We start from the raw sequence: 13,921 nt of genomic DNA, 5'->3' as shown, positions 1-13,921 counted from the left end.
CCTGCGGTCGGCACGCATCGGACGGGTGACCGGCTGCGTGTCGAAATGTGATTTCACAACATAGTGAAACTTTGGATGGTTTCGAAGATGTTACGGGGACGAGCCGGTTTTGTGAAGATGCGCTGCGGGGCGCGCGTCCCGGCCGGGTGCCGCTCGCGTTTCGCCGCGGCCCCTTCCGCTCTTCGGGCTGCCTGCGCACGACGGGGCGTCGGGGCGGGGCGGGGTCTCGGGGAGGCGCGGTCGGAGGGCGGAGACCGGGATGCCTCGATGTCCGTCCCACGCCGTAGGCTGGACGGGTGACCACAGCCCTGTACCGCCGCTATCGGCCCGAGAACTTCGCGGAGATGATCGGGCAGTCGCAGGTGACCGAGCCGCTCATGACGGCGCTGCGCGGTGATCGGGTCGGGCACGCGTATCTGTTCTCCGGTCCGCGCGGCTGCGGGAAGACCACGTCGGCGCGAATCCTGGCGCGCTGCCTGAACTGCGCGGAGGGGCCGACGGACACCCCGTGCGGCACCTGCCCGAGCTGCGTGGAGCTGTCCCGTGCCGGAGGGGGCTCCCTCGACGTCGTCGAGATCGACGCGGCCAGTCACAACGGCGTCGACGACGCCCGCGATCTGCGCGAGCGCGCGACCTTCGCCCCGAGCCGCGACCGGTTCAAGATCTTCATCCTCGACGAGGCCCACATGGTCACGCCGCAGGGGTTCAACGCCCTGCTGAAGCTCGTCGAGGAGCCGCCGGAGCACGTCAAGTTCATCTTCGCGACCACCGAGCCCGAGAAGGTGCTCGGCACGATCCGCTCGCGCACGCATCACTATCCGTTCCGGCTGGTACCCCCGGCCGCCATGCTCGAGTACGTCGAGAAGCTGTGCGCGGAAGAGGGCGTCCAGGTCGAGCAGGGGGTGCTGCCGCTCGTCGTGCGCGCGGGTGGAGGCTCGCCGCGCGACACGCTCTCGCTGCTGGATCAGCTCATCGCCGGGTCCGATGGCGACCTGGTGGCCTATGAGCGGGCGGTCGCGCTCCTCGGCTATACGCACGCCGCGCTGCTCGACGAGATCGTCGATGCGCTCGCCGCGGGGGATGCCGCGGCCGCGTTCCCGGCGATCGACAGGGTCGTGCAGACCGGCCAGGATCCTCGGCGCTTCGTGGACGACCTCCTCGAGCGTCTTCGCGACCTCATCGTGATCGCCGCGGTGGGCGATGGCGCCTCCGCCGTGCTCCGGGGCATCGCCTCCGACGAGATGCAGCGGATGCAGGTGCAGGCGGCCGCCTTCGGCTCGTCGCGTCTCTCGCACACCGCCGACATCGTCAGCGCGGCACTCGACGACATGAGCGGCGCGACCTCGCCGCGCCTTCACCTCGAGCTGATGGTGGCCCGCGTGCTGGCGGGTTCGGATGCTTCGGTCGCCGTCGCCTCCGGCGCACCCGCTCGACCTGCTGCCGTGCCGGAGGCGACGGTCTCCCCGGCCGCGTCGGCGGCTCTCCCGGGGGCGGACTCCGTTTCGACTCCGTCGGCTTCGCCGTCGTCGCTCAACGAGCGGGCGGGATCCGTGTCGTCCCCGCCGGTCGCCGAGTCGTCGCCTCCGGCCGACGGCGGGACATCCCCCTCCCCGGTTGCGGGTGAGCCGTCTTCTTCTTCCCCGCTCGTTGAGCGAGCCGAAGGCGAGTCGAAACGGGGTTCCGCCCCGGAATCGCCTGCCGAATCGGCCGCAGCTCCGGCGGTCCCGGTGGACTTCGATCGCATCAAAGCATCCTGGCCCGCCGTTCTGACCCGCCTCGAGGGCATCAGCCGCTCTGCCTGGCTCATGGTGACCGCGATCCAGCCGCTCGCCTTCGACGTCGACTCCGAGGTCCTGACGCTCGGCTTCACCAGCCAGCAGGATGTCTCCCGCTTCAGGGGGGCGACCCCCGGCACCGGCACCTCCGATCACCTGCGCACGGCGATCGAGCAGGAACTGGGCGTGAAGGTGAAGTACAAGCCGGCCCCGCTGCCCGCCGGCGGCGCAGCGGCGCCGCCCGTCGCGCCGGAGCGCCCGGCATCCGAGCCCCCGCGCACCAGTGCGCTGTCGTCCGCTCCGGTGACGGAGTGGGCCGTCGCGCCGATCCCGAAGGCGACCGAGGCTCCGCAGACGCCTCTGCCCGTCGACGACGAGCCGGCCGAGGCGGAGTCGGCGGCATCCGCTCCGCTGCCGCCCGTCGACGGAGGCGTCTCCGACGACGAACCGCCGCTTCCCGGCGACGATGAGGCCCCCGACGAGGATGAGCCCCCCTACGAGCCGCCGACGTACGAGCCTCCGGTCCGGCAGCACCCCGTGGCGCCGGCACCGCAGGCTTCCGCAGCGGCGCAGCAGACGCCTGCGGTGCCGGTCCGTCAGGCTCCTGCTCCGGTCGTCACCGCGCGATCCGCGGCTCCCGACGGGGTGCAGCGCTACGGCGAGGCCGTGATCCGGCAGGTGCTCGGTGCGCGGTTCGTCCGCGAGGAGCCGTTCGAACCGCCGACGGCGACGAGGTTCGGCTGATGTACGACGGCATCGTCCAGGAGCTCATCGACGAGTTCGGCCGGCTTCCCGGCATCGGCCCGAAGTCCGCGCAGCGCATCGCCTTCCACATCCTCCAGACGCCGTCGTTCGACGTCGCCCGGCTCTCCGAGCTGCTCACCGAGGTGCGCGAGCGCGTGCGGTTCTGCGAGATCTGCGGCAACGTATCCGAGCAGGACCGCTGCACCATCTGCCGTGATCCGCGTCGCAACCAGACGCTCATCTGCGTCGTGGAGGATGCGAAGGACGTCGCGGCGATCGAGCGCACGCGCGAGTTCCGCGGGCTCTATCACGTGCTCGGCGGGGCGATCAGCCCGATCGCGGGCGTCGGCCCGGACGATCTGCGCATCGCGCAGCTCATGACCAGGCTCGCCGACGGCGCCGTGCAGGAGGTGATCCTCGCCACGAACCCGAATCTCGAGGGCGAAGCGACCGCCAGCTATCTGAGCCGGCTCCTCACCACTATGCAGATCACCGTCTCGCGCCTGGCGTCGGGTCTTCCCGTGGGCGGAGACCTGGAGTACGCCGACGAGGTCACCCTCGGGCGGGCCTTCGAAGGCCGGCGCACGTTGTGACGCCCCTCAGCGACGTGACGCCCCTCCGCGCCGACGGCTTCCGGCGCCGGCGCTGATGAACGCGGTCAGCCGCCGCGGTTGGCTCCTGTTCGGAGCCATGGCGCTCATCTGGGGCGTGCCGTACCTCTTCATCCGGATCGCCGTCGAGTCCTACTCGCCGCCCGCCGTCGTCGCGGGCCGCACCCTCATCGCGGCGCTCCTGCTCCTGCCCTTCGCGATCCGCAGCGGGGCCCTTCGCCCGGCCCTCAGGAAGTGGCCGTGGGTGCTGGCGTTCGGGCTGATCGAGATGGGCGGCCCGTTCCTGCTCCTCGGCCACGCCGAGCAGACGCTGCATTCGGGTCCTACCGGGCTGCTCGTCGCGACCGTGCCGCTGTTCGCCGCCCTCATCGCGCTCGGGGGAGGCGACCGCACCGTGCTGAAGCCGCTGCGCCTCGGCGGGCTCGTCGTCGGATTCCTCGGCGTCGCGATCGTCGTCGCCGGTCCCGGCCTCGCCGCCGGTGATCTCCTCGCCGCGGGCGAGGTGCTGCTGGTCGCCGTCATGTACGCCATCGCGCCCTTCATCGTCGCCCGCAAGCTCGGAGACGTTCCCTCGCTCGGCAGCATCACCCTCGCGCTGTTCGCGATCGGCGTCATCTACCTCCCGATCGGCCTGGCCACCCAGCATGAGGTGCCGACGTGGAACGCCACGGCGGCGCTGATCGTGCTCTCCGTCCTGTGCACCGCGATCGCGTTCCTCGCCTTCTTCGCGCTGATCAGGGAGATCGGCCCTGTGCGCGCGCCGCTGTTCACCTATGTGAACCCCGTCGTCGCGATCCTCCTGGGCGCCGTCGTGCTCTCGGAGCCGATCACCCCTGGCCTCGCGATCGGCTTCCCGCTCGTGATCGTCGGATGCTGGTTCGCCGCGACCGGCGGTCGGCTCCGCCCTGCGGTGCAGGCATCCTCCGACCCGCCGCCCGCGCCGAGTCCCTGACCCCGCTCGTGGATCGAAGCCTTCCCCTCGTGAGACCCGGCGTCATCGCCGCGGATTCTCGTGGCCGAGGAGGGCGTGCCGGCCAGCGTCACATGCGCTTCGGGGCATATGGCGCGAAAGTAGAATGTGCGGTGGGCGGATCCGCCCGAAATACCTGGGAGTGTTCCGTGGCCCTCATCGTGCAGAAGTACGGCGGCTCGTCTGTCGCCGACGCAGAGAGCATCAAGCGCGTCGCCAAGCGCATCGTCGACACCCGCCGTGCCGGTCATGATGTCGTCGTCGCCGTCAGCGCGATGGGCGACACGACCGATGAACTGCTCGATCTCGCCGCGGAGGTCGCACCGATCCCCGCGCCGCGTGAGATGGACATGCTCCTGTCGAGCGGGGAGCGCATCTCGATGGCGCTGCTGGCGATGGCGATCCACTCGATGGGCTTCGAGGCGCGCTCCTACACCGGCCCGCAGGCGGGCATGCGCACCGACGACAAGTACGGTGCGGCCCGCATCGTCGAGGTCAACCCGACGCGGGTCCGCGAGGCGCTGGACGAGGGCGCGATCGTCATCGTCGCCGGCTTCCAGGGGCTCAACGACGACACCCAGGACATCACGACCCTCGGACGCGGCGGCTCGGACACGACCGCCGTGGCCCTGGCCGCGGCCCTGAGAGCGGACGTCTGCGAGATCTACAGCGATGTCGACGGCATCTTCACCTCCGATCCTCGCGTCGTGCCGCTGGCCCGCAAGCTCGACCACATCTCCAGCGAGGAGATGCTGGAGATGGCGGCGAACGGCGCGAAGGTGCTCTACATCCGCGCCGTCGAGTACGCGCGCCGTCACGGTGTCCTGATCCACGCCCGCTCGTCGTTCTCATCGGCGGAGGGGACCTATGTTCTTGGTCGGGGGATGACCAACCCCCGCGAATCCGAGGGAGAAGCCATGGAAGAACCGATCGTCGCCGGCGTCGCGACCGATCTCACCCAGGCGAAGATCACGATCATCGGCGTCCCCGACGTGCCGGGCAAGGCTGCGGAGATCTTCACGATCGTCGCGAAGTCCGGAGCCAACGTCGACATGATCGTGCAGAACGTGTCCGCGGCGTCGACGGGTCGTACCGACATCTCCTTCACGCTGCCCAAGGCGGATGCGGCGGCCGCGCTCAAGGCGCTCGCCGCCGAGCAGGGCGACATCGAGTTCGAGAGCCTCGTGCACGACGACCAGATCGGCAAGCTCTCCGTGGTCGGCGCAGGCATGCGCACGCACTCCGGCGTCTCGGCGAAGCTCTTCGAGGCACTGTCGACGACGGGCGTGAACATCGAGATGATCTCCACCTCGGAGATCCGCATCTCGGTCGTGCTGCGCGGCGACGACCTCGCCACGGCCGCCAGGGCGGTGCACACCGCCTACGGTCTCGACAACGAGATCGAGGCGACGGTCCACGCCGGCACCGGTCGCTGAGGGTCCGCTCCTCGCGTCTTCGTCCTCGAGTCCTCTCGCCCTCGAGACGTCCTCTGCCGCGGGAGACGTGCGTCCACAGGCCACGTCTCGCCCTGCGAAGGACGTCTCGCGGAGCCGTCACACCCGTGGCCGCCATGTCATGAGGGGGACGCGGGCACGGTAGAATCACCCAAACCCTGACATCGGCGCCGGGCGTGGCCCACACCGGCGCCGCGCCGCGCGCCTCTCTGCACACGCATCAAGGAAAGCTCATGACCCGCATCTCCGACTCAGGATTCTCCGTCGCCGTCGTCGGCGCCACCGGCCAGGTGGGCACCGTGATGCGGGAGATTCTCGCCGAGCGCGCCTTCCCGATCCGCGAACTGCGCCTGTTCTCCTCGGCGCGCTCCGCAGGCACGGCGATCGAGTTCGGCGGCGTCACGGTCATCGCCGAGGACGTCGAGACGGCGGATGCCGCCGGCATCGAGATCGCGCTCTTCTCCGCCGGGGCCACCGCCAGCCGTGCGTACGCCCCGCGCTTCGCCGAGGCCGGAGCAGTGGTCATCGACAACTCCAGCGCCTGGCGCAACGACCCCGAGGTCCCGCTGGTGGTCAGCGAGGTGAACCCGCATGCGATCGACGATCGCCCGAAGGGCATCATCGCGAACCCGAACTGCACGACGATGGCCGCGATGCCGGTGCTGAAGGCGCTGGATGCCGAGGCCGGCCTCGAGCGCCTCATCGTCTCCACCTATCAGGCCGTCTCCGGCTCCGGGCTCGCCGGCGCCCAGGAGCTGCTCGGGCAGGTCGAGGGCGTCCTCGCCCAGGGCGACACGCTGCGTCTCGTGCACGACGGATCCGCCGTCGACTTCCCGCAGCCCGAGAAGTACGTCGCGCCGATCGCCTTCGACGTCATCCCGTTCGCCGGGAACCTCGTCGACGACGGCCTGAACGAGACGGACGAGGAGAAGAAGCTCCGCAACGAGAGCCGCAAGATCCTCGAGCTCCCCGGCCTGCGCGTCGCCGGCACCTGCGTGCGCGTGCCGGTGTTCACGGGGCACTCGCTCTCGATCAACGTCGAGTTCGCCAGGGACATCACCCCTGCCCGTGCGACCGAGGTCCTCTCCGGCGCGCCGGGAGTCGCGCTCGAAGAGGTCCCGACTCCGCTGTACGCCGCGGGCAAGGATCCGAGCTATGTCGGCCGCATCCGTGCCGACCAGTCGGCGCCGGAGGGCAAGGGTCTCGTGCTCTTCATCAGCAACGACAACCTCCGCAAAGGCGCCGCGCTGAACGCCGTGCAGATCGCCGAGATCGTCGCCGAGCGCCTCTCCGCCTGATCCCGCGCGCGAGACTGCGGATCCCGCCCGCGAGACGCGCGCGAGACTGCGGATCCCGCGCGCGAGACTGCGACACCACGCCGAGACGTCGGCGACTCGCCGACGTCTCGGCGTGGTGTCGCAGTTTGGGGACGGCACGAAGGGAAGGGTGCGGGCGAACTAGACTGGTCGGGTGACTGAAACCGTCGACGTCGTCCTCATCGGTGGCGGCATCATGAGCGCCACCCTCGGTACGCTGCTGCACGAGCTGCAGCCGGACTGGAAGGTCGTCGCCTTCGAGCGGCTGAACGATGTGGCGCAGGAGAGCTCCAACCCGTGGAACAACGCGGGGACGGGGCACGCCGCCCTGTGCGAGCTCAACTACATGCCGCAGAACCCGAACGGCCCGCTGGACCCCGCGAAGGCGGTGTCGATCAACGAGCAGTTCCAGCAGAGCCGCCAGTTCTGGTCGTCGCTCGTGGCGAAGGGCGTGCTCGACGCGCCGTCGACGTTCATCAACGCGACCCCGCACATGACATTCGTCCGCGGTGAGAAGGACGTGAAGTACCTCAAGGAGCGCTACGAGGTGCTCAAGGAGCAGCCGCTGTTCGAGGGCATCGAGTACAGCGAGGACTCCCGCGTCATCAATCAGTGGGCGCCTCTCCTCATGCAGAAGCGCCGCAAGGGCGAGCCGTTCGCCGCCACGCGCGTGCCGGCCGGCACCGACGTCGACTTCGGCGCCCTCACCCATCAGCTCTTCGACCACCTGACCGCCGACGGGGTGCAGCTGCGCACCAACCACGAGGTCACCGGCCTCAAGAAGCAGAAGGACGGCACCTGGCTCGTCAAGTACCGCACCCAGCTCGGCCGCACGCCGAACGAGGTGAAGGCGCGCTTCGTGTTCGTCGGCGCCGGCGGCTGGGCGCTCAAGCTGCTGCAGCGCTCCGGCATCCCGGAGATCAAGGGCTACGGCGTCTTCCCGATCGGCGGGCAGTTCCTCAAGACCACGAACCCCGCGATCGTCGCCCAGCACAAGGCCAAGGTCTACTCGCAGGCATCCGTCGGAGCTCCCCCGATGTCGGTGCCGCACCTCGACACACGCGTCGTCGACGGGGAGGCGTCCCTGCTGTTCGGCCCGTTCGCCACGTTCAGCCCGAAGTTCCTGAAGACCGGTTCCTGGTTCGACATCGTCGGCCAGGTCCGCACGCACAATCTCTGGCCGATGCTGCGGGTGGCGCTCGCCAATCCCGACCTCATCACCTATCTGCTCGGCGAGCTGGTCAAGAACCACCGCAAGAAGGTCGACAGCCTGCGCGTCTTCATGCCCACGGCTGAGGACGACGACTGGACGCTCATCCAGGCCGGTCAGCGCGCCCAGGTGATGAAGAAGGACGAGAAGAAGGGCGGTGTCCTGCAGTTCGGCACCGAGGTCGTCTCCTCGGCGGACGGCTCGATCGCTGGACTTCTCGGCGCATCGCCCGGCGCGTCGACGGCGGTCCCGATCATGCTCGGACTCCTCAAGACGTGCTTCCCGGAGGAGTACGCAGGATGGGAGCCCACGCTGCGCGATCTCATCCCCACCCTCGGCGAGAAGCTCAACGAGGATGCCGCAGCCGCTGACGCTTCGATGTCCGCGACGGCATCCGCGCTCGGCATCTCGCGGTAGAAGGCGACCGTGGCGAAGCTCTACTTCCGCTACGGCGCGATGAACTCGGGCAAGTCGACCGCGCTTCTGCAGGCGGCGTACAACTACGAGGAGCGCGGGCAGCACGTGCTGCTCGCGAAGCCCGCGATCGACACCAAGGGCGCTTCGCAGATCGAGAGCAGGCTCGGCGTCACGCGCGAGGTCGACTTCCTGATCGGGCGAGAGGATGACGCGCGCGCGCTCTTCCTGCGCGAGAGGGAGAGGATGCGCCGACGCGACGACGAGGGGCTGATCCCATCCGAGCGCCCGGCGGACGTCGCCTGCCTGCTGATCGACGAGGCGCAGTTCCTCACGCCTGCGCAGATCGACGATCTCTTCCGGATCGCGGTGCTGGACGGCATCCCGGTGATGGCCTACGGCATCCGCAACGACTTCCTCACCCACGCCTTTCCCGGATCGGCGCGTCTGCTGGCGATCGCGCATTCGCTGGAGGAGCTCAAGACGATCTGCCGGTGCGGGCGGAAGGCCGTGTTCAACGGCCGGGTCATCGGCGGGCGCTTCGTCTTCGACGGCGACCAGGTCGCGATCGATGAGGGGGCGGGCGGAACCGCCCCTGCGGACGTCGTCACCTACGAATCGCTGTGCGGCAACTGCTACCTCGAGGAGTCCGGCGGACGACTGGGCTGAGTCGTGCTCGGCGGTTGCAGTCGCAAACGGTGTCGCTTCGTGGTGGTCGCCGCCGTCCAGGTCGCAATCCGTGCTGTTCTGACGCACGAAGGGCGACACAAACTGCGACCTGGACGCGGTGGTCCGGCAGACCGCTTGCGTGGTCTGACCACACGCGCTACTCTGTGGTCAGACCACAGGAGGAGAGTCGATGACGCAGCGCGCCTGGCGCACCGTGCTCGAGCACATCGAGCGCGACCTGCTCGACGGGCGCCTCGGTCCCGGCGACCGGCTGCCCTCGGAGCGCGATCTCTCCTCCGAGCTGGGCGTCGGGCGGTCGAGCGTCCGCGAGGCGCTGCGGGTCCTCGAGGTCATGGGGCTGATCCGCACGGCGACCGGTTCCGGGCCCGCATCCGGCGCGATCGTCATCGCGACGCCTACGGGGGGGATGTCCGCTCTCCTGCGGCTCCAGGTGGCCGCACAGGGCTTCCCGCTGGCGGATGTGGTCGGCACGCGCCTCGTCTTGGAGGATGCCGTCGTCGGTCGTCTCGCCGTCGATCCCGCGCGCGACACCGCGGAGGCGCACCGCATCCTGGACGCGATGGATGCCGGGTCGCTCAGCGCGGACGAGTTCCTCGTGCTCGACGCTCAGCTGCATCTGGCGCTCGCGGAAGCATCCGGCAACGCCGTGATCGCCGCGATGATGGCCGGGCTGCGCACCTCCATCGAGTCCTACGTGCAGGCTGGCGCGGCCCGCCTCGCAGACTGGGCCGGTATGGCCGATCACCTGCGCGCCGAGCACCGTGACCTCGTCGAGGCCATCGACGACGGCGACGCGGACCGTGCGCGTGCGCTCGTGAAGGACCACATCACCGGCTACTACACCGCCGCGGGACTCACCCGCACGACGACGGCGAGCATCGCCAGAGACTGACCGCCCCCCCGCAGAGCGCTCGGACAGGCTCCGCGGACCAACCCGAGAGGACCACGATGGTCACCCGCCAGATCCCCAATCCGGCCGAGCTCTTCGAGCTGATGAAGTTCAAGAAGCCCGAGCTCGACGGCAAGAAGCGTCGCCTGGACGCGGCGCTGACGATCTACGACCTGCGGAAGATTGCGCAGCGCCGCACACCCAAGGCCGCCTTCGACTACACCGACGGCGCCGCCGAGGGCGAGCTGTCGCTGTCGCGCGCCCGGCAGGCGTTCGAGGATGTGGAGTTCCACCCCGGCATCCTCAAGCCGGCCCCGACGGTCGACACCTCCGTCGAGATCCTCGGCGGCCCCAGCGCCCTGCCGTTCGGCATCGCGCCGACCGGGTTCACGCGCCTCATGCAGACCGAGGGGGAGGAGGCCGGCGCCGGAGCCGCCGCTGCGGCAGGCATCCCTTTCACGCTGTCCACGCTGGGCACGACCTCCATCGAGGGTGTGAAGAAGGCCAACCCGGACGGGCGCAACTGGTTCCAGCTGTACGTCATGCGCGATCGCGAGATCTCGTACGAGCTGACCCGACGAGCGGCAGCCGCGGGTTTCGACACCCTGCATTTCACGGTCGACACCCCGGTCGCGGGCGCCCGTCTGCGAGACAAGCGCAACGGCTTCTCGATCCCGCCGCAGCTGACCCTCGGCACGATCATCAACGCGATCCCTCGCCCGTGGTGGTGGTACGACTTCCTCACCACGCCGAAGCTCGAGTTCGCCTCGCTCAGCACGACGGGCGGAACCGTCGGGGAGCTGCTGGATGCGGCGATGGACCCGACGATCAGCTATGACGACCTCGCGGTGATCCGCGACCTCTGGCCGGGCAAGATCGTGATCAAGGGCGTCCAGAACGTCGAGGACTCGGTGCGGCTGCGGGATGCCGGAGTCGACGGCATCGTGCTGTCCAACCACGGCGGGCGTCAGCTCGACCGTGCACCGATCCCGTTCCACCTGCTGCCCGCCGTCCGCGAGGCCGTCGGCGACGATTTCACGGTCATGATCGACACGGGCATCATGAACGGCGCCGACATCGTCGCCTCCGTCGCCCTCGGCGCCGACTTCACGCTCATCGGCCGGGCGTATCTGTACGGCCTGATGGCCGGCGGACGCGCGGGCGTCGACCGGACGATCGCGATCCTGCGCACCGAGATCGAGCGCACGATGCGCCTGCTCGGCGTCTCCTCGCTCGCGGAGCTCGAGCCGAAGCACGTCACGCAGCTGCAGCGCCTGGTGCCGGTCGCGAAGTCCGCGGCGGAGGCCGTCGTCCGCTGACGCCCCGATCCTGCCGCTGACCCGGTGCGGTTGTGTCCGGGTTGTGGCGGTTCAGGCACCTCGTCAGTCGCAACAACCCGGACACGCCAGCGGTCGATGTCCGGGTTGTTGCGTGTCTGGTGCGCGAGAACCCGCAACATCCCGGACACGCGGGGAGGTACGGATGCGTCCGGTGCGGAGGGATGCTCTGCGTGCGCGTGCGGGTGCTCTGCGCGCGGATGCGGATGCTCGGACCGAGCAGCGATCACGCAGGGGTCCCGGACGCCGGCACGTCGTTCCGGGGGAGCCAGGGGACGATCATCGAGGTCGTGCGCTGATAGCCGGCGTAGGCGGGGTACCTGGATGCCGAGATGGACTCGGTGAAGATCGTCGAGCCGATGAACAGCGCGGTCAGCAGGACTGCGCCGAGGATCGACCAGTTCAGCACGCCGCCGAGGAACCCGGCGCCGCCGGACACGGCGGCGGTCGCACCGATGGCGTAGAAGACCCACCACTGGCTCTGCTCGAAGAAGAAGTTGGGATGCCTGCTGTAGCGGAAGAGCCCGGCGGTGAGGAAGCCGGACGCTTCACCCGCCGCCTTGCGCCGATGGAAGGCCCACTGCTGCTGATCGGCGACGGTCTCACCTGTGAGCAGCGCGAGGAACAGCAGCGTGAAGACCGCATCCCAGGCGGTGAACGGCGCGGGATGCTGGAGCGCGACGTACGCGGGGAGGGTGATGAGCACGAGAAGCGCCATCTGGAATCCGACGATGAACAGCAGGTTGAACACCTGGAACAGCCACGGCGACAGCCTTCCGCGCAGGATCGCCCAGCGATAGTCCTCGGTGCCGGTGTAGCCGCCCTTCCGGGCGAAGTTGAACGTCAGGCGCGCCCCCCAGGCCGTCGCGAGCAGCGCCATCACGACGAGGCGTGCCGCATCTTCGCCGCCGCCGATCGCCGCGGCGGCGAAGATCCAGACGTAGATCACCGGGACGATCGACCATGCGCGGTCCACCCAGGAGGTGTCGCGGGTGATCAGCGAGAGCACCCAGCAGGCGGCGCTGGCGATGGCCGCGGTGACGACGACGGCGAGGAGAGCATCCATGGCGCCATGCTACGGCGTTCGAGAGCCCTGCCGCCGCTACAGCGCCTTCAGCAGCTCGTCGAGCTTGTCGGCGGTGTCCTCCCAGCCCTCCACCGCGATGGAGCGCACGCCGAGGGCGAGCACCGGGTAGTCGTTGCCGCCCTCATCGAGACGGTCGCCGTAGAACAGCATGTCGGCGAGGGGGATGCCGGTGTGCTCGGTGAGCGCACGCATGCCGTGCGCCTTGTCGATGCCGGCGCGGGTGATGTCGATCGAGGTCGAGCCGCCCGACCGCACCTCGAGCCCTGGCAGGCGCGCGGCCACGGCATCGCGAAGCGCGGCGCGCTTGCTCGCATCCGGATCCCAGGCGTGCTTGGCCTCCCGGGGAGCACGCTGGCCGAGCGCCGAGAAGGTGATCTGCGAGCCGCGGTCCTCCAGGATCTCGCCCCAGGGGTCCGCCTCCCACAGACCGAGGCGCACGGCCTCCTCGCGCAGCGCGGCGAGCGCCGCCTCCTTCTCCGAGTCCGAGAGATCGTGCGCGAAGACGGTGGTGAAGGCGGTGCCGTCGTGTCTCAGGTAGCGGGTTCCGCAGGTGGGGAGCAGATGGAGGCGGCCGAGCTCTGCGGCATCCGCCTCGCCGAGCTGCCCGATGACCTGGGTGCGGAACTGATCCTCGTTGCCGCCCGAGATGATCGCGACGTCCACACGCCCGAGGAGGGCGCGCAGCAGGTTAGCGATGCGCGGCGAGATGGCGCCCTTCGAGGGGGCGAGGGTGTCGTCGAGGTCGAAGGCGACCAGGCGGGGACTCGTCATGGTGACTCCAGGGTACGGCGGCGGGAGAGGAGCAGGGTGGACAGGATCGCGAGGCCGACGCCGATCGTGGCGCCCGCGCTGTTCGCGGCGACGTCGGCGAGCGTCGCGGCCCGCTCGGGGAGGGCGATCGCCTGCCAGGCCTCGATGGCGAGCGAGATCGCGGGGCCGACGGCGAAGGCGATGCCCCAGATGCGGCGCGGCATGAGGAGGAAGGCGAGGACGCCGACGGGGATGAACACGAGGATGTTGGCGATGAGCTCGAGCTGTGCGAAGCCCAGCCAGGTCCAGCCCAGACGGTCGCGGAAGAGGCCGAGCACCCCGTCCAGGGTCGTCGGCATCCGATCCTCGACCCTTGTCGGCCAGAGCGTCAGGTAGGCCAGTGCCGCGAGGAACGGGATGCTGATGGCGATCGCGATCCGGCGGGTGAGAAGGTGCGGAGAGGGCAGCTGCTGAGGCATCCTCCCCCTTCCCGATCGTTCGAGCCCCGATACGACAGAGGGCCCACCCTGCGGTGGACCCTCTTCAGTGTCGGGGTGACAGGATTTGAACCTGCGGCCTCTTCGTCCCGAACGAAGCGCGCTACCAAGCTGCGCCACACCCCGTTTGACAACCGTTCGAGTCTACAACGAAACTCGGTCGGCGCCGAATCGATG

Annotated in this window: 12 protein-coding genes and 1 tRNA gene; 9 read left to right on the top strand and 4 right to left on the bottom strand. The window is 69.6% G+C overall.

Annotated elements, in window-relative coordinates:
• Window positions 1-296 precede the first annotated feature (296 nt).
• The 9 genes from ACYVGQ_RS17420 (at window position 297) to ACYVGQ_RS17380 (ending at window position 11,392) form a co-directional block, all read left to right on the top strand.
• On the top strand, window positions 297-2,519 hold the full coding sequence (locus ACYVGQ_RS17420; RefSeq protein WP_460785945.1) for a DNA polymerase III subunit gamma and tau: 2,223 nt from the start codon (window positions 297-299) through the stop codon (window positions 2,517-2,519).
• Window positions 2,519-3,112: a recombination mediator RecR gene (recR, locus tag ACYVGQ_RS17415; protein WP_460785944.1), complete on the top strand. Its 594-nt coding sequence runs from the start codon at window positions 2,519-2,521 to the stop codon at window positions 3,110-3,112. The genes ACYVGQ_RS17420 and recR overlap by 1 nt, the downstream gene beginning before the upstream one ends.
• Before the next feature lie 55 nt (window positions 3,113-3,167).
• Window positions 3,168-4,082, top strand: a complete 915-nt coding sequence (locus tag ACYVGQ_RS17410) for a DMT family transporter (RefSeq protein WP_460785943.1) — start codon at window positions 3,168-3,170, stop codon at window positions 4,080-4,082.
• Window positions 4,083-4,249: 167 nt separating this feature from the next.
• Window positions 4,250-5,536 (top strand): aspartate kinase, encoded by a 1,287-nt coding sequence (locus ACYVGQ_RS17405; RefSeq protein ID WP_460785942.1) that lies wholly within the window; start codon window positions 4,250-4,252, stop codon window positions 5,534-5,536.
• A 251-nt stretch (window positions 5,537-5,787) separates the two neighbouring features.
• Entirely contained in the window at window positions 5,788-6,852 is a 1,065-nt protein-coding gene (locus ACYVGQ_RS17400) for an aspartate-semialdehyde dehydrogenase (RefSeq protein ID WP_460785941.1), read from the top strand.
• Window positions 6,853-7,024: 172 nt separating this feature from the next.
• Window positions 7,025-8,497: a malate:quinone oxidoreductase gene (locus ACYVGQ_RS17395; RefSeq protein ID WP_460785940.1), complete on the top strand. Its 1,473-nt coding sequence runs from the start codon at window positions 7,025-7,027 to the stop codon at window positions 8,495-8,497.
• A gap of 9 nt (window positions 8,498-8,506) precedes the next feature.
• Entirely contained in the window at window positions 8,507-9,163 is a 657-nt protein-coding gene (locus tag ACYVGQ_RS17390) for a thymidine kinase (RefSeq protein ID WP_460785939.1), read from the top strand.
• A 190-nt stretch (window positions 9,164-9,353) separates the two neighbouring features.
• Window positions 9,354-10,076 carry a FadR/GntR family transcriptional regulator gene (locus ACYVGQ_RS17385; RefSeq protein WP_460785938.1) on the top strand — a complete coding sequence of 241 codons (723 nt, stop codon included), beginning with the start codon at window positions 9,354-9,356 and terminating at the stop codon, window positions 10,074-10,076.
• A 56-nt stretch (window positions 10,077-10,132) separates the two neighbouring features.
• Window positions 10,133-11,392 (top strand): alpha-hydroxy acid oxidase, encoded by a 1,260-nt coding sequence (locus ACYVGQ_RS17380; RefSeq protein ID WP_460785937.1) that lies wholly within the window; start codon window positions 10,133-10,135, stop codon window positions 11,390-11,392.
• Window positions 11,393-11,636: 244 nt separating this feature from the next.
• Here the strand turns inward: ACYVGQ_RS17380 and ACYVGQ_RS17375 are convergent, their stop codons facing one another.
• From ACYVGQ_RS17375 to ACYVGQ_RS17360, 4 genes are all read right to left on the bottom strand, one after another.
• The gene (locus tag ACYVGQ_RS17375; RefSeq protein WP_460785936.1) at window positions 11,637-12,476 is read right to left on the bottom strand and encodes a DUF1295 domain-containing protein; all 840 of its coding nucleotides are present in this window, start codon (window positions 12,474-12,476) and stop codon (window positions 11,637-11,639) included.
• Between the two features lie 36 nt (window positions 12,477-12,512).
• Complete coding sequence (locus ACYVGQ_RS17370; protein ID WP_460785935.1) at window positions 12,513-13,268, bottom strand: HAD-IIB family hydrolase; 756 nt, start codon at window positions 13,266-13,268, stop codon at window positions 12,513-12,515.
• Complete coding sequence (locus ACYVGQ_RS17365; RefSeq protein ID WP_460785934.1) at window positions 13,265-13,726, bottom strand: VanZ family protein; 462 nt, start codon at window positions 13,724-13,726, stop codon at window positions 13,265-13,267. Before ACYVGQ_RS17365 ends, ACYVGQ_RS17370 begins: the two co-directional genes overlap by 4 nt.
• 70 nt (window positions 13,727-13,796) lie before the next feature.
• Window positions 13,797-13,870, bottom strand: a tRNA-Pro gene (locus ACYVGQ_RS17360).
• Between the last annotated feature and the right edge of the window lie 51 nt (window positions 13,871-13,921).

This window comes from Microbacterium tumbae (genome assembly GCF_054780175.1).
Note: the sequence above shows the minus strand (reverse complement) of the source record. Positions and strands in the feature narration are given on the sequence as shown.

What these genes read in the sequence shown, in the direction of transcription:
- recR (WP_460785944.1), top strand. Translation starts at nt 2,519, where the DNA reads ATGTACGACGGCATCGTCCAGGAGCTCATCGACGAGTTCGGCCGGCTT.
- ACYVGQ_RS17410 (WP_460785943.1), top strand. Translation starts at nt 3,168, where the DNA reads ATGAACGCGGTCAGCCGCCGCGGTTGGCTCCTGTTCGGAGCCATGGCG.
- ACYVGQ_RS17400 (WP_460785941.1), top strand. Translation starts at nt 5,788, where the DNA reads ATGACCCGCATCTCCGACTCAGGATTCTCCGTCGCCGTCGTCGGCGCC.
- ACYVGQ_RS17385 (WP_460785938.1), top strand. Translation starts at nt 9,354, where the DNA reads ATGACGCAGCGCGCCTGGCGCACCGTGCTCGAGCACATCGAGCGCGAC.
- ACYVGQ_RS17380 (WP_460785937.1), top strand. Translation starts at nt 10,133, where the DNA reads ATGGTCACCCGCCAGATCCCCAATCCGGCCGAGCTCTTCGAGCTGATG.
- ACYVGQ_RS17375 (WP_460785936.1), bottom strand. Translation starts at nt 12,476, where the DNA reads ATGGATGCTCTCCTCGCCGTCGTCGTCACCGCGGCCATCGCCAGCGCC.
- ACYVGQ_RS17370 (WP_460785935.1), bottom strand. Translation starts at nt 13,268, where the DNA reads ATGACGAGTCCCCGCCTGGTCGCCTTCGACCTCGACGACACCCTCGCC.
- ACYVGQ_RS17365 (WP_460785934.1), bottom strand. Translation starts at nt 13,726, where the DNA reads ATGCCTCAGCAGCTGCCCTCTCCGCACCTTCTCACCCGCCGGATCGCG.